Origin of the sequence: Methanococcus voltae, from assembly GCF_024807655.1 — an archaeon.
GTDB lineage: Archaea > AGJL01 > Methanococci > Methanococcales > Methanococcaceae > Methanococcus > Methanococcus voltae_D.
On sequence record NZ_JANUCR010000009.1, the window covers coordinates 19,332 to 38,142 of the forward strand.

Genomic DNA, 18,811 nt, shown 5'->3' on the forward strand with positions numbered 1-18,811 from the left:
GGGTTATAATGTAACATCAATGTCTAAATGTTCTGTTAATTCTTTATATCTGTTTCTTATAGTAACTTCAGTTACTCCAGCCACATCTGCAACTTCACGTTGTGTTCTTCTCGTACCTTGTAAAACACTTGCAATATATATAGCTGCTGCGGCTACACCCGTAGGACCTCTACCACTCGTTAATCCTTTTTTACCCGCATCTTTTAATATAGATATAGCTTTTGATTCTACTTCACCAGGTAATTTAAGTTCTGAAGCAAATCTTGGTACATAATCTACTGGATTTGTAGGTGCTAATCTAATATTTAATTCTCTCGATATAAATCTGTAAGTTCTACCGATCTCTTTTCTATCTACTCTTGATACTTCGGCTATTTCATCCAATGTTCTTGGTACTTTACATCTTCTACAAGCTGCGTATAATGCGGCTGCTGCTACACCCTCAATACTTCTTCCTCTAATTAATCCTTTTTCGACAGCTCCCCTATATAATACTGCAGCATTTTCTCTTACATTCCTCGGTAATCCTAATTTTGAAGCTATTCTATCTAATTCTGATAATGCAAAGGCTAAATTTCTTTCTGAAGCATCTGAAACTCTAATTCTTCTTTGCCATTTTCTTAATCTATATAATTGAGCTCTTTTATCTGCAGATATGTCTTTACCATAACTATCTTTATTTCTCCAATCGATAACGGTGGATAAACCCTTATCGTGGATAGTATAAGTCATAGGAGCTCCTACTCTACTTCTTTTTACACGCTGTTCGTGGTCAAATGCTCTCCATTCTGGTCCAACATCAAATAAATTTTGCTGTAAAACGCAACCACAAACTTCACAAATTATTTCGGCTCTTTCATAGTCTTTAATGATATTTTTACTATTACATACGGGACAAATTAACTCTTCTTCTTTTTCAAGAATTACATTTTTATTTGAGTAATCTTCAGGGTTTACAATAGATATTTTCTTTTGTTCGAGCCTTTTTTTACTTTGGGTTATAGATTCGGTTTTCATAATAACACCACTTAATTCTTACGGGCTTTCTTATTTCGGTATGATTTTTTCGAGTTATTTTTAGGTTTTATAATTAAATATTTATTTTTTAATGCAATCTCAGCTTTTGCACTATCATCAGGTATTATTTTAACATAAGGTCGGGTTATGGGGCCAAATATATCATAGATAATACCAATTCTTAAAAATTTTTTATTTTCTGTTATACCCACCATAGATCCAATAGGTATTTGATTTTTACCAAGACCTATCAATTTTCCCTTGGGCGTTTCATGCAGAAGTTCTATTTTTTCCAAAAATATTCCTCCAAAATAACCATTCATATATTTAATTTATTAAATTAATAAGTATTTTATTTAATTAATAATATATAGTTTGTATGTATTATTATTTATATGTTTCGAAAACTTTATATAGAATATTAGTGTGGCAATTAACAATATCTTAAGTTTTTTAAATTACATCATCAAAATATTTATAAATATCCCTTTATTCTATAAATTAACTATTTAATATAGGTTTATCATTAATTAAAGGTTAATTAATCATTTAATGTATATAATATTTATTTTTATCATATCTTCATGTTTTCAAATTTTTCATTTACATTATTTTTTATATTATTTTACACATATACTATGCTATTATAATCATAACAAATTTAATTAAAATAATATTGGAATTTATAAATTATGGGTTAATAATATATAGGTGGTAATAGATGAATAATTATGATATTGAATATAGAAAACTAGAACACTTAATAGTTTGTGAACATTGTAATGTAGAATACAAAAAAGGAACTCTCTTAAATAATGTGGAATTAGTTCATAAGGGGATATCTAAAAGTTCTTTAGAAGATATAGATACTTCTATAGAGTTATTTGGAAAAAAATTAGATGCACCTATAATAGTCGCTGGAATAACTGGTGGACATGCAATTGCGAAGGAAATTAATAAAAACATTGCAATTGCGGTTGAAGAAATGAATTTAGGTATGGGCTTAGGTTCTCAAAGAGCTGCTATCGTTAAAAAAGGATTGGAAGATACTTATTCGGTAGTTAGGGATTATACATCTTCACTAATTATTGGAAATTTGGGTGCAGTTAATTTTATGAAAGATAATTGGAATTATGAGACTGTAAAAAAAGCAGTCGATATAATAGATGCAGACGCAATGGCCATACATTTTAACCCTCTTCAAGAGGCAATACAACCTGAAGGGGATACGGATTTTAGGAATTTGGACTATTTATCTGGCGTAATTAATGATTATAAGAAGTATTTTGGAAATATGCCATTCATCGCAAAACAAGTTGGTGAAGGTTTTTGTCAAAATGATGGATTATATTTAAATAATTTAGGATTTGACGCTATAGATGTAGGTGGAAGTGGTGGCACATCATGGTCTGCAGTTGAATATTATCGAGTAAAAGATGAAGAACATAAAAATTTATCTGAGAAATATTTGGAATGGGGAATACCTACTGCGGCTTCGATATTAGATGTTAGGAAAGAATTTTCTAAGCCATTAATTGCCACAGGTGGTATTAGGTCAGGTGTGGATATTGCTAAATCTTTAGCTTTGGGTGCAGATTGTTGTGGTATTGCACTACCTGTATTAAAAGCAGCGATGAAATCCCCTGAAGAAGTTGTTAAATTATTTGAAAGTTTAATTAAGGAACTTAAAATAACTATGTTCTTAACAGGATGTAATAATATAAAAGAATTAAATTCTGCAAGATATATTATAAAAGGAGAGTTAAAAAATTGGATTGATTAATATAGCTTATAAATAATCAATATCGATTATATTATTAAATTATACTAAATAATATATTAATAATAATATGAATTTTTTTATCAAATTTTCATATTTTTAATTATTATATATGATAGTATATGTTCATGTTCACAATTATTCAAGATGTCTTAAAGGATGTGATATTTTGCAATTAGAAGTGGTTGCCATAGGAGGCTATGAAGAAGTCGGTAGAAATATGACTGCAGTTAACATCGATGGAGAGATTATCATATTTGATATGGGTATTAGATTAGATAGGATAATGATTCACGAAGATACTGATATTTCAAAGATGCATAGCTTAAATTTAATTGAAATGGGTGTAATACCTGACGATACAGTAATGAAAAACATAGAAGGTGAGGTTAAAGCAATAGTTTTAACTCACGGACACTTGGACCACATTGGGGCAGTGACTAAATTAGCACATAGATATAATGCTCCAGTAATTGGTACGCCATATACTTTGGAATTGGTTAAAAGAGAAATTTTAAGTGAAAAGAAATTTGATGTTAGAAATCCATTAATTACATTAGATAATGGTAATAAATTAGAAATAACTCCAAATATTACTTTAGAATTTGTAAAAATAACCCACAGTATACCAGATTCAACAATGGCAGTATTGCACACACCATATGGTGCAGTAGTTTATGCTAATGATTTCAAATTTGATAATTTCCCAGTAGTTGGTGAAAAACCAGATTACAAGTCTATTAAAAAAGTTGGAAAGCAAGGCGTAGTTGCAATGATTTCTGAAAGTACTCGTGTAGGTTATGAAGGAAAAACTCCTTCTGAGGGCGTTGCAGCAAGTTTATTGAAAAATGATTTATTGGGTACCGATAATGATAAAAATGCAGTCGTAGTAACTACATTTTCCTCACACATTGCCAGAATTAAATCTTTAACTGACATAGCTGTTAAAATGGGTAGAACACCCGTTTTAGTGGGTAGGTCAATGGCAAAATATTGTGGAATTGCCCAAGACATTGGCATTGTAAAATTCCCTAAGGAAACTAAAATATGTTGGGATCCGTCATCAATCGATAAAACACTTAATACAATCATGAAAGATGGTAAAGAAAATTATATGATGATTGTTACAGGACACCAAGGTGAAGAAGGTGCGGTTTTATCAAGAATGATTACTAATAAAACAGCTTTTAAATTTGAAAAATATGACCAGGTTGTATTTTCTGCAGATGTGATTCCTAACCCTATGAATTCGGCACAAAGATATTTATTAGAAGCTCGTTTAAAGCTTGCAGGTGTTAGACTTTTCAAAGGTGCACACGTATCAGGACACGCAGCAAAAGAAGACCATAGGGATATATTAAGATGGTTAAATCCAGAACATTTAATCCCTTCACACGGTGATTTTAACTTAACTTCTGAATATGCAAAATTAGCTGAAGAAGAAGGTTATAGATTAGGTGATGACGTTCATTTACTTAGAAATGGTCAAAGTTTGAAATTTGAAAGGGTAATTTAATTTACAATACCTACCATTTTTAAATATTAATTAAATATATTTTTAAAATATTTAATTAAATTCCATATTTATATATTTTATATACAATTTGATATTGTTATATTGTTTACAAAAATATTATACTTTGTTTAGGTTTATATTTATCATTTATCGCATTGTTTGATAATATTAATAAGATACTCTTCTTATTAGAGGTGCAATATGTTTAATGAAGAAATTTTAAATAGTATGTCTAAAGAGCTTGAAAAATATTTTGAAAAGGATTCTAATTTATATAATGCGTCAAAACATTTATTATTGGCAGGGGGTAAGAGAATAAGACCTTATTTGTCAATAATGGCGTATAATCTTAAAAAAGATGGTCTTGACGAGATAATGGCTCCAGCTTTATCAGTGGAGTTAATCCATAATTATACGTTAGTTCATGATGACATTATGGATAATGACGATGAAAGGAGGGGCAAACCCACCGTTCATAAGGTATATGGCGAACCTATCGCAATATTAGCAGGCGACTTATTATATGCAAAAGCATTTGAGGCTTTATCTACAATTGATGATAGTATAAAGGCCCATAAAGTTTTGAAAATTTTATCAAAAGCATGTGTTGAAGTTTGTGAGGGTCAAACTGACGATATGGAATTTGAAACTACATTTCCAACAATGGAGCAATATGTTAATATGATTTCTAAAAAAACAGGAGCTTTGATTGAAGCACCTATATTAATTGGAGCAATAATGGCGGATTGCACTATGGAAGAAACAGAAGCTCTTTATCAATATTCAAAAAGAATTGGAATTAATTTCCAAATTCAAGATGATATTTTGGATTTAATTGGGGACCAAAAAACAATTGGAAAACCTGTGGGTAGTGATATATTAAGTGGTAAAAAAACTATGATGGTAATTCACGCTTTAGATACTCTTTCAAATGATAAAAAAGAAAGATTATTACAAATATTAGGAAATGAGAATGCAAAAAGTGAAGAAATAACTGAAGCAATAGGTCTATTAAGTAATTCAATAGAATATGCCAAAAATTTAATGAATGAATCAACAATCGAAGCTAAGGAATTCTTAAAAATATTTGATGAAAATAGAAGGAAGCCTTTAGAAGATATTGCAGACTTCATTGTTTCAAGAATTATGTAAAAGTTTAATTTTTACATAAATTCACTTTTAATTTTATTTATTTTAATATATTATGGTATACTATATTGTACTATATTATACTATATTTTTACATATCTTATTTTGATTTAATTTAAGTTAATTCCTATTTTTAATCATTTTTTAAAACTTAATATTATGGTGATAATGATGAAAATTCCAAAATTATATGTTGAAAATAATATTTTTGAAGATAATGAACCTTGCGAAAAAATTGCAGTATCTGAAAAAGAAATTATATTTTTAGATTCTGATGAAGTTGTTGATAATTATAAAAATACTCATAAAATACTATATAAGGTTAGATATGATGATATAAGGAGTTATATAGACAACGATGTATTAAAAAAAGACATCTTTGTAAAATACCCTGGTAATCATACATTTACTCATATAAAAGCAGGAACTTATATAACTTGCGTATTGGCAGATTCTAAAACCACTTATCCTATATTGGATGCAGGAAGTGTAGTTTTAAGAGATGGAATACTTGCTACTTTAAAAAGTAATAAAGGTGTAATAAGATATTTAAAAAGCCCAGTTTCTGGAACTGTATTTTTTATGAATGAGATATTTGAAGGTAATAATAGTATCTATCTTTTTGCAATTGTGGAAAATTCTGAAGTTCTATAATCGAGTTAACAATTAGGTTATAAGATATTTTTAATTAAAAATAATATTTATTTATTTATTTATTTATTTTTTTCGTTGAATCATACTGATGACTCCAAGAGCCACTAATTTGACCTTTTTTTGCCATACTACCCAATATTTTAATAGTTTCTTTATCTAACTCTGTTGGTTTTTCTTTTTCAAAATAAGTTCCAGGTAATGGCATAAAATAATGTGCGTGGACTGTTCCATTCTTTTTTATTATATATTTCATTAATTCAATACTTTTTAATCTATTTTCGATAGTTTCATTGGGAAATCCAAATATAAAATCCACTTTGGGCATTAATTTATTTTTTTTACATAAATCAATAGCATTTAATACATCATTTACTGTATGACCTCTTCTGATATATTTTAGCATTTCATCGCAACCACTTTGCGCCCCGAAGTGTAAATATTTGTTATCACAATACGTTAATATTAAATTTAGAGTTTCTTCATTTATAAATTCAGGTCTAACTTCTGAGGGAAAAGTACCTAAAAATAAACGTTCTTTAAATTCCGAAAGTTTTTTTAGTAATTCTTCAAGTTTTTCAAGATTTGGTTTTGTCGCATACTTAGAACCATAAGATAATGCATTGGGTGTTACGAACCTTATATCTTTCATATTTTTTACAATTTTTACGATATCATCAATTTTCCTATGCCGTATATTTTTTCCGAATATTTGGGGAGTTTGACAAAATCTACAATTATAGGGGCAACCTCTTGTTATTTCAATGGGTGCTAAGGGGTATATTTTATCATAACCTTCAAAAGAATCAATAGGTACGCCTTTTATAATTCTATTTTCTATTTTTTGATTATTTTCTATTTTATTTACTAAATCAGGTAATGATATTTCACCTTCTCCAATAATAACATAATCAAAGCCCATTTTCAATGTATCTTCCGGAGCACCTGAAGCATGTGGTCCACCAGCTATTAAAACAATGTTTTTAAAATTTTTTCGTAAAATATTTAATTCTTGTAAAACGATTGATTTTTGCAATGACATAAATGAATAGATTATAATATCTTTAGAATTTACTATTTTAAAACAATTTGATTTATTTTTTTCTTTTTCAGATTCTTTTAATTCATATATTAATTCATCTAAATTATTGAATAAATTTCCTTTAGTTAATGGATATAATTTTGAAATACTATATTTATTTTTTGAAGTTAGTCGATATCCAATCATAAAGTTAAATAACCAGAAATACTATATAAATTAGATGGATTTTAGAGTAGAGGTGTAATATTGAAAAAAAGACCATCACTATATATAAAAATACATTACCCAGGAAGCGTTTTAGAAGGAGATTTTGATTTTGAAGCAGTCGTTAACTTAAAAGACAAATATTTAAAATACTTAGATACTGGAAAACATAAAGGAACAGTTTTATTTAATGAAGATACTAAAAAGTTTGTCATTGTTAATTTTAAAGAAGTATGTGCGATAGAAGTTGACAAAACACTTATATTTATGGACGAATACGAAAGAGAATGGGATAAAGTTTCAAAATATAAATATGAATTATAATATTAAATATTTTTATTATTAATGGTATTATTTACCATATGGTAAGTATTTAGATATTTCAATTTCTAAAATTATGGCTAATTATATATACTATATATTATTTATATCTCAATAACTATTATTTCAAATTTAAAAGTAAGATAATATGGTGGAATTATGGCAAAAATAGCAAAAAATGCTACAATAATCGGCAAGGTTATTTTTGAAGAGGATGTAAATATATGGTATGGCGCCGTTATTCGTGCAGATATGAATACAATTACTATTAAAAAGAACTCAAATGTTCAAGATAATTGTGTTGTACATTGTTCTAAAGATTATCCTACCACAATTGGTGAAGGCGTTTCTGTAGGTCATTGTGCGGTAATTCACGGATGTACAATAGGTAACAATGTATTGGTCGGTATGAATGCTACGGTTTTAAATGGTGCCAAAATAGGAGATAATTGTATAATTGGTGCAAATGCTTTAGTTCCTCAAAATAAAGAAATTCCTGCAAATAGCTTAGTGATGGGAGTTCCTGCTAAAGTTATTAGGGAATTAACTGACGAAGAAGTATTTTCTATTAAGAAAAATGCTGAACAATATTTTGAAATATCAAAAGAATTATAAAAATATGATTATATAATATTTTAATAATTTCATAAATTTATATAACTAATAATCAATATCTTATAAAATTTTAAGGTGGTATGATGGATAAAATTAGTATTGGAATGGTAATCGCTGAATTTAACAGAGATATTACATTTATGATGGAAAAATTGGCAGAAGAACATGCTGAGTTCTTAGGTGCAGATATAACCTGTAAAATAATGGTTCCTGGGGCTTATGATATGCCACTAGCAATACAAAAAATGCTTGAAAAGGACGATATAGATGCAGTTGTTACAATTGGTTGTGTTATTGAAGGAGATACTGAACACGACGAAATTGTAGTTCAAAATGCAGCAAGAAAAATAACTGATTTATCCTTAGATTATAATAAACCAGTAGCTTTAGGTATTTCAGGTCCTGGAATGACAAGATTACAAGCTGAAGAAAGAATTGATTATGGTAAAAGAGCAGTTGAATCTGCAGTTAAAATGGTTAGAAGACTCAATAAATTATAATTAATTTTACATTTATTGTAATGTAGTATTTATAAAAGTACAATTTAAAATTAATATTTTATAATTTTATATTATTTTTGATATTATTTTGTAGAAACAATTAAAAAATTAAGAAATTAGTTTAAAATTATTTTAAAATATATTATTTGTTGCTATATTATTTTTAAACACATAAACTTGGTGTAATTATGGAATCAACCCAAAATGTTATTAAAGAAGTGTATAAAGTAATTCAAAGTAGAATGGTTGAAAAACCAGAAAGCTCCTATGTAGTTAGCTTAGCTACAGATGGTAAAAAAAGTTCAGTAAATAAAATCTGTGAAAAAATAGGTGAGGAATCAGCAGAGGTTATTTTGGCTGCTAAAGATAATGATAAGTCTGAAATAATCTATGAATCAGCAGATTTGATATTCCACACTTTAGTTTTACTTTCTAAATTTGAAATATCTTACGAAGAACTCGAAGAAGAGTTTAAGAAAAGAATGAAATAAGTAGTAATCAATATATCATACTCATTTAATTTTTTAATTAATTTTTTTTATTTTATTCTTATTTTCATTTTTTAATCTATTTTTAAAATTCTATTAGTTTTGGGTAGATAGTACCCTCTATTAAATTTAGAATATCAGTTCTTGTTAACATGCCCACAATATTTTCACTATCATCTACAACGACCAACCTTCCAATATTTTCTGTTTCCATTTTAACCAAGGCATCATATATTTTTTCATACTGGTTAATAGTCCATATATCTTTAGTCATTATAGCATCTATCTTTTCATTTTCTTTATTTTGAACTAATGCCTTTGCAATATCGTGTAAACTAACAATACCTTTTAATTTTCCATTTTTTATTATGGGAATACCACTAATACTATTTTCTGCTAATAATTTAGCAGCATCTCGTACAGTCTTTCCCGAATCCATAATTATTAAGTTTTCTTTTAAACTTATACTTCCAACGTCGATATTTGGGACACTGATAACTCCTAAAACGTCTATTAGTAAAATATGGTTTATATCATCCCTCCCTACAATATTTCCCATAATTACAATTTTATTATGTAATGTAGGTCCAACTCTGACCAAATCCCCTTCTGAAAACTGTTTGGTATCTCCATTTATATAAATTTTAGAAGAACAAGATTTTTCTTGTGTTACTGTATCAAATATGATTTGTGTAACATTTACGTTTTTTATTTTTTTATCCCCTTTATATATTGGAATCTTTATTTTTTCATCTAATTCTAATCCTAATGACCGATATGTATCGCTTGTAGGTATATACCCACCTTTTGGACCCGGTACTCCATCAACTAATCCCAAGGCTCTTAAAGCTTGCATCTGATTTCTTATGGTACCAGGATTCCTACTTAGGTTTTTAGCAATTTCAGTTCCTTTGACTGCTTTATTTTTTTGTTTATATATTAAAATTAATTCCTGTAAAATTTCCTTCTGAACAATCGTAAGATCCAATATTTCACCCTATTTCTTAAACTATGGATATAATATATATTAAACTTATACTATTAAATATCTAAGATATCTAACTTTTTAAAGTAATTATTAATTATTATATATGATATTTTAAAAATATATACCTTTATTAAATTAATTAATAACTAATAAAATATGAGCTGTATATTATTAAAACTTTACTTATTTAAAATATTATAAAAATATGGTATAAAGTAAAATAATATATGGTAATATCTAGTAAACCCAATGGCTACCATTTATAAAAATTTAAAAATCCAAAGATATAATCTCACAATTTAATTTTTCTAATTTTTTCATAAAGTTTTTTAAACCATAAACTTCAGTTCCATAATGTGTTCCATCAATAACACATAATTTTGATTCTATCGCCAATATTTCAGAATGATGAGTTAAATCTCCAGAAATATAAACATCTGCAACTTTGCTTACATATTCAATACTTTTCTGGGACAATCCATAACCTGATAAAATTGCTACTTTCAAAGTATGTTTTGCTTTCAAATGCTCGTAATTAGTTATATAGGGATTTGAGCAAATGTTTTGTTCTGTAATCTTTATTAATTCACCAACAGTACCTTTAAAAGTACCAATTCTACCAAGTCCATCCTCATATAGGTTTTTTACATTTTCTAAATGGTATAATTTTGCCAATTCATCATTTAACCCATCTTTACAAATATCTAAATTAGTATGTGCAGAATATAATATTATCCCATTACCCATTAGAATCTTTAATTTTTCATATAATGGACCTTGGAAAGTTCTAACGGGGTCTTTCATTATAGGGTGGTGAGTAAATAGAAAATCCACGTTATTTTGGCTTGCTTTTTTAATAACATCCAATGAAGGGTCTAATGCAACCCCTATTTTATTTATTTTTTTATCCATCGAATCACAAACTTGTATTCCTATATTATCACCAGGAATAGCTAACTCTTTAGGGGCATATTTTTCAATATGTGATATTATTTCATTTGCTTTAACCATTATTGCACCATTAATCGCTAATTTTTTATTTCCTTTTTATTTCCAATATATATTCCTGATATGAGTTGTAATTCTTCAAAAGGGTATTTTTTAAAATCTATTTTTTTAGCAATTATTCCCACTTTCTTCAAATTTTCAATTGTTTTTACTTCATTAGTTAATGAAGATTGTAATATTTTTACAACCCCGCCTTTTTTAAGATATTTTGGAAGTTCTTTTATAAATTTATCTAAAACTTTTCTACCATCCGAACCTCCATCAAAAGCATAATTTAGGTATTTTTCTAATTTTTCATCTTCTGAGGTTGGTAAATATGGAGCATTAAATAATATAACGTCAAATTTCTTAATTTTTGATTTAGTAATGTTTTCAAATAAATCACTATATAAAAATCTAATTTTTAAAGTTTCTAAATTATTTGAGTTTTCAATATTAAAATTAAGTTTTAAGTTGTCATAGGATGTTTTTATTGCATAAGGGTTTATATCTACTCCTAAGACATAATCTGCCCCATTTTTAAATGCACTTAATGCCTGTATCCCTGACCCAGTACCTACATCTAATACGGTTTTATTTTTAACATCTTTTAAATTATTAAAGAGTAATTCACTATCTTCTGCAGGAATATATACTTTAGGATGCGTTTTTATTTTTAAATCATTTAATTTTATAATTTCTACATTTTTCATATTTTCATACAATTATTTTTTTAATTTAGTAAATTTTAATATTTTATAAAATTAGATTATTTAAATTAGTTAATCTGTTTAATTGAAACCAAGTTTAAAATTTCCAAATTTCATCGCCAATATAATGTAAAGTAGAGATTGCTTTTCCTTTTTTAGATTCTACCATTGTTTTACCATCCATTAATGCAATACCTACAGATAATGGTTTTCCATGAGTTTCTTCGACCGTATATACCAAACTTCCTTCTTCAATTTCAGGATTTGCGTTAACAATACCTGGTGCCATTACATCCGCTCCGTTTGCCAAAAATTTCACTGCACCACTATCAACGACTACCCTCCCTTTTGCACTGTTTTTAGTTAATAATAGTTTTAATGTAGGTATTATATTACCATCTTTACAAATTGCTATTGGAGTATTATCTAATACTATTATATCCATTTCGTTTGTTATTATTTTTTCTACTATTGATTTTTTATCGAATATATCGTCTACATCAATTATTTTATTTAATTCTTCTTTTATTTGTTTTAATTCTTTCTTTTTTAACATATATCTTCTTTTAATTTCCATAATATCACATAAATACGTAAAATATATTATATAATATAAGTATATTGTTATATACTATATTTTATTTTTTCATAATTTTATATATTTAATGATTTTATATATAAAATATATCTTATAATTTAGTATTTTTTAAAATAATCGATATATGAACTTAAATAATGTTGGTAAATTTTTTAAACTAAATTTAAAATAATATTTATACAAAAAAATTAAATTTGAAAGTATTTAATCTAAAATATCATATAATGTACTTCTTTCTTTTGGAACTTTATGAACTGCTAATATTGCATTTCTTAATTCTTCTTTAGTCATTGAAACTTCATCAGCACCTGCAGCTTCACTTACTTCATCACCCATGAGTGTACCGCCAACATCATTTGCACCACAATGTAAGCTAAGCTGTGTTAATTTAATACCTAATTTTACCCAAGGAGCTTGAATATTAGGTATTGTATCTTTTAAAATTATCCTCGATAATGCAGTAACTAACAAATCATAATCTCCTGAAGCGCCTCCTGAAACAATACCTGATGCATATAAGGGGGTATTTTTATGTAAATATGACATTAGTATCATTTCTGTAAAGCCTTTTGTTTCTTCTTGTATTTCTTTTATTAAGAACAAATGATTTACAATATGTTCTGGTTTTTCAACGTGTCCATACATTATTGTAGATGAAGTTTTTATTCCTTGTTTATGTAATTCTTTGATTACCTTTACCCAATCTTTAACGCATATCTTATTTGGGCATATTACTTGTCTTACTTCATCATCCAATATTTCAGCAGCCGCTCCTGGTACTGTATGCAATCCTGCTTCTTTTAATACAGCAACGGCTTCTTTAATATCAAGACCTGCACTTTCTGCACCAATAAGTATCTCATATGGCGAATAAGCGTGCGTGTCAATATATCCTGTTTTTTCAATAATTTTTTTAATTATTTCCGCTTGCATATATGTATCTATTTCTCTTATTACGCCACCCATAAGTGTTACTTCTGTAGCACCATTATTTTTTGCCCAAAGGGCTTTTTCTGCTATTTCAGAAGGTGTCATATAATATTTATCGATAACTCCTTTTTCATGAGGGAATGCACAAAATTTACAATTGCCTTCACACATATTTGTGTAGTAGATATTTGCATTGTTTACATAAGTTACTACATCGCCACAAATATTTTTTCTTAAATCATCTGCTAATTTTAACGTATCATAAAAGTTTTCCGGGTTTTTTAATAACTCAACGGCTTCTTTTTTAGATATATCTCTTTCTTTAAAGATTTCATAATCCATGGGCTCACCAAGTATTTGAAAATTTTTTAAATTTTTAAATTTTTATCTATTAACTACAAATAGGATTGTTGATATTCAGTATATTTATTTTAGTTGTATTTGGCAGGTATTTATGTGATTACAAACTGTACCTTATCCCTCTTTAAGACTTTTATTACTATATATAATTTTCCATTATCGGCTATTTATTTCTAAAATTTAAAATGGTTTTTAAAAATAACTTTATTTAAAGAATACTTTAATTAAAATTAAATTAATTAAAATCTAAACGACTATAATACGATTTTTAATAAAAAACGAATTTAAACTTAAAATGGGACATTATGAAATATTTTAAATAAAATAATATATATTATTAATTTTAATATAGTTATTAGTCTCTTTGATATATAATGGGCTTTTTTTCTGGAAATTAGATACTATATATAATTTTCTATTCACAATAAATAGAAACTGGATTATATTGCCAAATGGTAATAATAATAATTGTTATATTAAAACTACGAATAGGAAGGTGTCAGAATGAAATTCGGTATTGAATTTGTTCCAAACGAACCAGTAACTAAATTAAACTACTACGTGAAATTAGCTGAAGACAACGGTTTTGAATTCTGTTGGATTACAGACCACTACAACAACAGAAATGTTTACATGACCTTAGGTGCAATCGCATCAGCAACAAATAAAATTAAAATCGGCCCTGGTGTTACAAACCCATATGTAAGAAGCCCAGCAATTGCAGCATCTGCAATGGCAACATTAGATGAATTATCTGGTGGAAGAGCTACATTCGGTATTGGCCCTGGTGATAAAGCTACATTCGATGCTTTAGGTATTGAATGGACAAAACCTGTAGGAACTGTTAAAAAAGCAATCGCTGAAATGAGAGAATTATTAGCTGGTAAAAGATTAGAATCTGGTGCTCAATTAGCTATCAAACCATCAGAAGAAATCCCTATTTACTTGGGTGCTCAAGGACCTAAAATGTTAGAAACAGCAGGTGCAATTGCAGATGGTGTTTTAATCAACGCTTCAAACCCTAAAGATTTCGAAGCAGCAGTACCTTTAATTAAAAAAGGTGCAGAAGAAGCAGGAAAAACAATGGCTGATGTAGACGTTGCAGCATATGCATGTATGTCAGTAGACAAAAAATCAGAAAAAGCAAAACAAGCAGCTATCCCTGTAGTAGCATTCATTGCAGCAGGTTCACCTCCTGTAGTTTTACAAAGACACGGAATACCTGCAGAAAAAGTAGAAACAATCAGAGCAGCTTTAAAAGAAGGTAATTTCGGTGCAGCATTCGGTGCAGTAGATGACCAATTATTGGAAGCATTCGCTTTATATGGTACACCTGAAGAAGTTATTGAAAAAATTAAAGCATTAGAAGCAATGGGAGTTACTCAAATTGTTGCAGGTTCACCTATCGGACCTAACAAAGACACAAGTATCAAATTAATCGGTAAACACATCATACCTGCATTCAAATAATTTAATTATTTGATTGGATTATGATTAAATTTTTTTATTTTTTTTTAAAATAGTTGTTTTAAAACTTTAACTTAAAAATATATTTTAAAAATTTGAATATTAAAAAATAGTATTTTTGTAGTAGTTATTTGCTTTTTTCAATAAATTTATCCATAGTTTTAACATCGATATGTGTTTTTATACCCAATCTTTCCAAAATGATATTTGTTAAGACTACTTTCAAAATATCTTTACCTTCTTTTAAATCTGTTAATTTTCCGAGTTTTTTTGTGGTTGCAGGGGATTTTAATTTAGCTAAAGCTTGTGAAATGTCTTCTTCTTTCACACGTCCTTTTTTTGAAACATATATTTCATCTGCAATTTCTTCAAGCTGTATCATATCAAATGGTAAGTAATCCTTTATTTTTTTACCTAAAGTTTCTTCGATAGATATTAATATTCTTGAAATTTCGACATCTTGGGTTTTTTCATCTATTTTCAATTTTTTGGATACGTACCATTTTCCTTTTTTTGCATTAAATGTTATTTTTTCTTCACTCATTATTTCACCAAATATAATTTTATGAAAATATGATTATCTATTTTGAATCATATATTAAATATGTTAATTACAATTATTGTTGAAATAATATATATTATTTCTTAATAAATATGAAGTAGCTATAAAATAACAAATAATCTCGTAATTTTGATTTAAAATAGTATCTGAAATATTAATAAAACATTAATAATCGTAAGTATTCAATTGTAAAATAGTTAAAATAGATTATTTATAATTAAATTATTATAAATAATTAGTTCATTTCTATGAATTTCTTCAAGCTGTGGTTTTTAATATCTTCCAAACTTACTTCTTCAATGCTGTTGATTTTGATGAAAGCTCTTTTAACATGGTGTTTACTACCAATTTCTGAGTACATAATTTCTAAAGCATCTTCTTCTTTTAAAACATTGTATTCTTTTGAGAATACCATTGGTTCATCTTTACCAAGGATTTCTCCGTTGATTTTTATTATTTTAGCCATTTTATTCACCTTGAATATAATCTATATTTAATATTTTATCATTATACTGGTTATTTTAATAATTATAATTTATAATTTTTATTTAAATTTAATATTATTTTTAAGATATATGTATATTAATCTATTAAATCAAGATATTCTTCAATTCTTAGTATTTCAGGTCCTGTAGTTTCTACACCCACGAGTGCACCGTTGCTATTGGCAATTATGCCTGAACCAACTTGCATGGCTCCTTTGTTTACCGTACTTTTGCCAATAACTTCTATATTTAGAATTCCTCTGACCCATTCTAATTCCACGTCTGTAGTTAGTGGATTTAAAACGCATCCCTTGTTTGTGGCAATACCATTAGAGCCTACTGTAGGTAATTCACAGAAATTTCCAACGCCTACTTTAACTTTAAGTATTTTTTCTACATCTTTTTTAAGATTAGATATTTCTTTTGAAATAATGCCACCATAATCATTGGCGAGTATTAAATTTCCGAATGCAGTATTATTTGATTTTAGAATATTAACATTTATATCTAAATTATTCTCTTGGATGAAATTTTCAATTTTTGAAAATTCATCTTTCAATGTAATTTCTGGTAATATCAATCCATTGGAATTTCCTACACATAATGAACCCATCAATGAACTGTTTGCTATTTTTGTTTGAAGTATTGGTATGTTTAATATTTCTTCAAACTTTTCAATAGTATCTTTTTCCAAATCTATTGGAAAAATACCGTATTTATCCGTAGCAATAGCTTGAATTCCTATGTTTGATACGCCAGAAAATAATGTTTTATATATCATAAATTATCCCAACTAATATTTTAAGAATATCAATGTTTAATAAATTAATATGTAATTAATAATAATTTAAGTAATTAATATATTAACAAGATGTATTTATTAAGTATTTAGTTTGCGTGATTATTCAACTAATGTAGCAATAACAACATCGTCTTGTTTGACTGCTTTTACTCTAACTCTAGCAGGGATTTTGTTTAAACTTCTTTCCCATACTTTTTCGTTAATTGAATTATCTAATTTTACATTATCTGATTTCATATGTTTTTGCAAGTATTCTCTAATTTTCTTTATAGCTCTCGGAGCTCTTTTGGTTGTTGGTACTTTGTTTGTTACATCTCTTAATGGTATTGTGTATATTCTTTCGTTTTCCATAATTGCACCTCCAGTATACAAATATATATATGATATAATATTAAATCATATACAATATAGATAGACAATATTTAAATATTTTGGTGAGTGGATTAAAATGGATGACTATAGCAAGGCAGAAGTGTTGATGGAAGCGCTACCATATATATGTAAATTTCATGGTCAGAAGTTTTTGATTAAATATGGCGGACATGCAATGGTAAATGACGATGCAAAGAACTGGGTGGCTAAAGATTTAGTTTTATTGAAATATGTGGGTATGAATCCTATTGTAGTACACGGTGGCGGTCCAGAAATAAATAATGCTATGAAAAAGATGGGAAAAACACCCGAATTCATACATGGGTTGAGGGTTACTGACCAAGAAACACTCGATATTGTAAAAATGGTGTTAATTGGAAAAATAAATGGTGATATAGTATCTAAATTAGAAAAATACGGCGGTAAATCCGTGGGTCTTTCTGGAAAGTCAGGTCATCTTATAAAGGCTAAAAAGAAACTTCAATACCTTTTAAAAGATAGTCAAAAAATTGAAGTAGACTTGGGAATGGTTGGAGAAGTAAGTCATATCGATACTAAATTAGTAGATTTATTGGTGGAGCAGAATTATATACCGGTAATTTCCCCTATTGGTGTAGATGAATATGGTAATGATTTAAATTTAAATGCAGACATTGCAGCGGGAGATATTGCTGGAGCTACCTGTTCAAAAAAATTAATAATGGTTACTGACGTTGACGGAATTATGGAAGATATAAATGACCCAAGTACATTACATAAAAAAGTAAATGTCGAAAAATTGGAAATGATGATTGAACAAGGAATTATCCAGGGGGGAATGATTCCTAAAATAGAAGCTGCGATAAATGCACTAAATAAAGGTGTAGATAGTGTACATATCATAAACGGAAGAACTCCTCACGCAATTTTGTTGGAAATTTTCACTGAAACGGGTATTGGGACAATGATTGTAAAATAATTAATAATTAGTTATGTTATATTTAATGAATAATTTAACATATTTAGTAAATTAACAAATTAGTAATTCAATATGTAATGAACTTCATTTTTTATTATTTTTTTAATAAATTAATCTATTTTTTAATATTCTCAATAATTTTTAAAACATTTTATTTTAGTATATTTCATAGTTTATTGGTAACTATATAACTATATCATAAATTTATACATTAATTGTTTTAAACCTCAAAACATTACATGTACCATCTCGTTGACATATTATGCAATTGAGATGAATGCCTGAAACGAAAGAAGTTTCAAGTACGAA

Annotated in this window: 22 protein-coding genes; 10 read left to right on the top strand and 12 right to left on the bottom strand. The window is 27.5% G+C overall.

All coding sequences use genetic code 11. The features are described 5' to 3' along the window. Positions 1 to 3: 3 nt before the first annotated feature. Both J3E06_RS08000 and J3E06_RS08005 read right to left on the bottom strand, forming a co-directional pair. Positions 4 to 1,017, bottom strand: a complete 1,014-nt coding sequence (locus J3E06_RS08000; RefSeq protein WP_013180774.1) for a transcription initiation factor IIB — start codon at positions 1,015 to 1,017, stop codon at positions 4 to 6. Positions 1,018 to 1,028: 11 nt separating this feature from the next. Next, a complete protein-coding gene (locus J3E06_RS08005; RefSeq protein WP_013180773.1) occupies positions 1,029 to 1,313 on the bottom strand; it encodes a Gar1/Naf1 family protein in 285 nt (94 codons plus the stop codon). A 425-nt stretch (positions 1,314 to 1,738) separates the two neighbouring features. Here J3E06_RS08005 and fni point away from each other — a divergent pair, with 425 nt between their 5' ends. The 4 genes from fni (at position 1,739) to J3E06_RS08025 (ending at position 6,116) form a co-directional block, all read left to right on the top strand. Beyond that, entirely contained in the window at positions 1,739 to 2,800 is a 1,062-nt protein-coding gene (gene fni / locus J3E06_RS08010) for a type 2 isopentenyl-diphosphate Delta-isomerase (RefSeq protein WP_013180772.1), read from the top strand. A 166-nt stretch (positions 2,801 to 2,966) separates the two neighbouring features. After that, entirely contained in the window at positions 2,967 to 4,313 is a 1,347-nt protein-coding gene (locus tag J3E06_RS08015) for an RNase J family beta-CASP ribonuclease (protein ID WP_013180771.1), read from the top strand. 201 nt (positions 4,314 to 4,514) lie between these two features. Then, positions 4,515 to 5,465, top strand: a complete 951-nt coding sequence (locus J3E06_RS08020) for a polyprenyl synthetase family protein (RefSeq protein WP_013180770.1) — start codon at positions 4,515 to 4,517, stop codon at positions 5,463 to 5,465. Positions 5,466 to 5,633: 168 nt separating this feature from the next. After that, positions 5,634 to 6,116, top strand: a complete 483-nt coding sequence (locus J3E06_RS08025) for a DUF2118 domain-containing protein (protein WP_048187223.1) — start codon at positions 5,634 to 5,636, stop codon at positions 6,114 to 6,116. Positions 6,117 to 6,171: 55 nt separating this feature from the next. Here the strand turns inward: J3E06_RS08025 and J3E06_RS08030 are convergent, their stop codons facing one another. Further along, on the bottom strand, positions 6,172 to 7,341 hold the full coding sequence (locus J3E06_RS08030; RefSeq protein WP_013180768.1) for a TIGR04013 family B12-binding domain/radical SAM domain-containing protein: 1,170 nt from the start codon (positions 7,339 to 7,341) through the stop codon (positions 6,172 to 6,174). Positions 7,342 to 7,401: 60 nt separating this feature from the next. On the opposite strand from J3E06_RS08030, the gene J3E06_RS08035 reads away from it, so the two are divergent. The 4 genes from J3E06_RS08035 to hisE all read left to right on the top strand — a co-directional run bounded on the left by J3E06_RS08035 (position 7,402) and on the right by hisE (position 9,286). Continuing rightward, complete coding sequence (locus J3E06_RS08035) at positions 7,402 to 7,683, top strand: hypothetical protein (RefSeq protein WP_013180767.1); 282 nt, start codon at positions 7,402 to 7,404, stop codon at positions 7,681 to 7,683. 156 nt (positions 7,684 to 7,839) lie between these two features. Continuing rightward, positions 7,840 to 8,295, top strand: coding sequence for a gamma carbonic anhydrase family protein (locus tag J3E06_RS08040; protein WP_013180766.1), 456 nt, complete (start codon positions 7,840 to 7,842; stop codon positions 8,293 to 8,295). 83 nt (positions 8,296 to 8,378) lie between these two features. Continuing rightward, entirely contained in the window at positions 8,379 to 8,795 is a 417-nt protein-coding gene (ribH, locus tag J3E06_RS08045; protein ID WP_013180765.1) for a 6,7-dimethyl-8-ribityllumazine synthase, read from the top strand. A 188-nt stretch (positions 8,796 to 8,983) separates the two neighbouring features. Then, the gene (gene hisE / locus J3E06_RS08050; protein WP_013180764.1) at positions 8,984 to 9,286 is read left to right on the top strand and encodes a phosphoribosyl-ATP diphosphatase; all 303 of its coding nucleotides are present in this window, start codon (positions 8,984 to 8,986) and stop codon (positions 9,284 to 9,286) included. Between the two features lie 82 nt (positions 9,287 to 9,368). On the opposite strand, the gene J3E06_RS08055 is transcribed toward hisE, so the two are convergent. The 5 genes from J3E06_RS08055 to cofH form a co-directional block, all read right to left on the bottom strand. Then, the gene (locus J3E06_RS08055) at positions 9,369 to 10,271 is read right to left on the bottom strand and encodes a CBS domain-containing protein (RefSeq protein WP_013180763.1); all 903 of its coding nucleotides are present in this window, start codon (positions 10,269 to 10,271) and stop codon (positions 9,369 to 9,371) included. Between the two features lie 270 nt (positions 10,272 to 10,541). Beyond that, positions 10,542 to 11,282: a Nif3-like dinuclear metal center hexameric protein gene (locus tag J3E06_RS08060; RefSeq protein WP_013180762.1), complete on the bottom strand. Its 741-nt coding sequence runs from the start codon at positions 11,280 to 11,282 to the stop codon at positions 10,542 to 10,544. Positions 11,283 to 11,299: 17 nt separating this feature from the next. Then, the gene (locus J3E06_RS08065) at positions 11,300 to 11,971 is read right to left on the bottom strand and encodes a HemK2/MTQ2 family protein methyltransferase (protein ID WP_013180761.1); all 672 of its coding nucleotides are present in this window, start codon (positions 11,969 to 11,971) and stop codon (positions 11,300 to 11,302) included. Positions 11,972 to 12,065: 94 nt separating this feature from the next. Next, positions 12,066 to 12,545 carry an RNA-binding protein gene (locus J3E06_RS08070; RefSeq protein ID WP_013180760.1) on the bottom strand — a complete coding sequence of 160 codons (480 nt, stop codon included), beginning with the start codon at positions 12,543 to 12,545 and terminating at the stop codon, positions 12,066 to 12,068. A gap of 225 nt (positions 12,546 to 12,770) precedes the next feature. Further along, positions 12,771 to 13,838, bottom strand: coding sequence for a 5-amino-6-(D-ribitylamino)uracil--L-tyrosine 4-hydroxyphenyl transferase CofH (cofH, locus tag J3E06_RS08075; RefSeq protein WP_013180759.1), 1,068 nt, complete (start codon positions 13,836 to 13,838; stop codon positions 12,771 to 12,773). A gap of 522 nt (positions 13,839 to 14,360) precedes the next feature. Here cofH and mer point away from each other — a divergent pair. Next, on the top strand, positions 14,361 to 15,326 hold the full coding sequence (gene mer, locus J3E06_RS08080; protein ID WP_013180758.1) for a 5,10-methylenetetrahydromethanopterin reductase: 966 nt from the start codon (positions 14,361 to 14,363) through the stop codon (positions 15,324 to 15,326). Between the two features lie 124 nt (positions 15,327 to 15,450). Here the strand turns inward: mer and J3E06_RS08085 are convergent, their stop codons facing one another. From J3E06_RS08085 to J3E06_RS08100, 4 genes are all read right to left on the bottom strand, one after another. Next, positions 15,451 to 15,867, bottom strand: a complete 417-nt coding sequence (locus tag J3E06_RS08085) for a DUF2666 domain-containing protein (RefSeq protein WP_013180757.1) — start codon at positions 15,865 to 15,867, stop codon at positions 15,451 to 15,453. Positions 15,868 to 16,120: 253 nt separating this feature from the next. Next, positions 16,121 to 16,351: a 50S ribosomal protein L18Ae gene (gene rpl18a, locus J3E06_RS08090; RefSeq protein ID WP_013180756.1), complete on the bottom strand. Its 231-nt coding sequence runs from the start codon at positions 16,349 to 16,351 to the stop codon at positions 16,121 to 16,123. A gap of 116 nt (positions 16,352 to 16,467) precedes the next feature. Then, a complete protein-coding gene (locus tag J3E06_RS08095; protein WP_013180755.1) occupies positions 16,468 to 17,151 on the bottom strand; it encodes a translation initiation factor IF-6 in 684 nt (227 codons plus the stop codon). Between the two features lie 120 nt (positions 17,152 to 17,271). After that, positions 17,272 to 17,523: a 50S ribosomal protein L31e gene (locus tag J3E06_RS08100; RefSeq protein WP_013180754.1), complete on the bottom strand. Its 252-nt coding sequence runs from the start codon at positions 17,521 to 17,523 to the stop codon at positions 17,272 to 17,274. Positions 17,524 to 17,620: 97 nt separating this feature from the next. Here J3E06_RS08100 and argB point away from each other — a divergent pair, with 97 nt between their 5' ends. Beyond that, positions 17,621 to 18,502: an acetylglutamate kinase gene (gene argB / locus J3E06_RS08105; RefSeq protein ID WP_013180753.1), complete on the top strand. Its 882-nt coding sequence runs from the start codon at positions 17,621 to 17,623 to the stop codon at positions 18,500 to 18,502. Positions 18,503 to 18,811 lie beyond the last annotated feature (309 nt).

Bases quoted from the DNA above. Each gene is read 5' to 3' on its own strand.
- J3E06_RS08000 (WP_013180774.1), bottom strand. From the start codon at position 1,017: ATGAAAACCGAATCTATAACCCAAAGTAAAAAAAGGCTCGAACAAAAG.
- fni (WP_013180772.1), top strand. From the start codon at position 1,739: ATGAATAATTATGATATTGAATATAGAAAACTAGAACACTTAATAGTT.
- J3E06_RS08020 (WP_013180770.1), top strand. From the start codon at position 4,515: ATGTTTAATGAAGAAATTTTAAATAGTATGTCTAAAGAGCTTGAAAAA.
- J3E06_RS08025 (WP_048187223.1), top strand. From the start codon at position 5,634: ATGAAAATTCCAAAATTATATGTTGAAAATAATATTTTTGAAGATAAT.
- J3E06_RS08030 (WP_013180768.1), bottom strand. From the start codon at position 7,341: ATGATTGGATATCGACTAACTTCAAAAAATAAATATAGTATTTCAAAA.
- J3E06_RS08040 (WP_013180766.1), top strand. From the start codon at position 7,840: ATGGCAAAAATAGCAAAAAATGCTACAATAATCGGCAAGGTTATTTTT.
- ribH (WP_013180765.1), top strand. From the start codon at position 8,379: ATGGATAAAATTAGTATTGGAATGGTAATCGCTGAATTTAACAGAGAT.
- hisE (WP_013180764.1), top strand. From the start codon at position 8,984: ATGGAATCAACCCAAAATGTTATTAAAGAAGTGTATAAAGTAATTCAA.
- J3E06_RS08060 (WP_013180762.1), bottom strand. From the start codon at position 11,282: ATGGTTAAAGCAAATGAAATAATATCACATATTGAAAAATATGCCCCT.
- J3E06_RS08065 (WP_013180761.1), bottom strand. From the start codon at position 11,971: ATGAAAAATGTAGAAATTATAAAATTAAATGATTTAAAAATAAAAACG.
- J3E06_RS08070 (WP_013180760.1), bottom strand. From the start codon at position 12,545: ATGGAAATTAAAAGAAGATATATGTTAAAAAAGAAAGAATTAAAACAA.
- cofH (WP_013180759.1), bottom strand. From the start codon at position 13,838: ATGGATTATGAAATCTTTAAAGAAAGAGATATATCTAAAAAAGAAGCC.
- mer (WP_013180758.1), top strand. From the start codon at position 14,361: ATGAAATTCGGTATTGAATTTGTTCCAAACGAACCAGTAACTAAATTA.
- J3E06_RS08085 (WP_013180757.1), bottom strand. From the start codon at position 15,867: ATGAGTGAAGAAAAAATAACATTTAATGCAAAAAAAGGAAAATGGTAC.
- rpl18a (WP_013180756.1), bottom strand. From the start codon at position 16,351: ATGGCTAAAATAATAAAAATCAACGGAGAAATCCTTGGTAAAGATGAA.
- J3E06_RS08095 (WP_013180755.1), bottom strand. From the start codon at position 17,151: ATGATATATAAAACATTATTTTCTGGCGTATCAAACATAGGAATTCAA.
- J3E06_RS08100 (WP_013180754.1), bottom strand. From the start codon at position 17,523: ATGGAAAACGAAAGAATATACACAATACCATTAAGAGATGTAACAAAC.
- argB (WP_013180753.1), top strand. From the start codon at position 17,621: ATGGATGACTATAGCAAGGCAGAAGTGTTGATGGAAGCGCTACCATAT.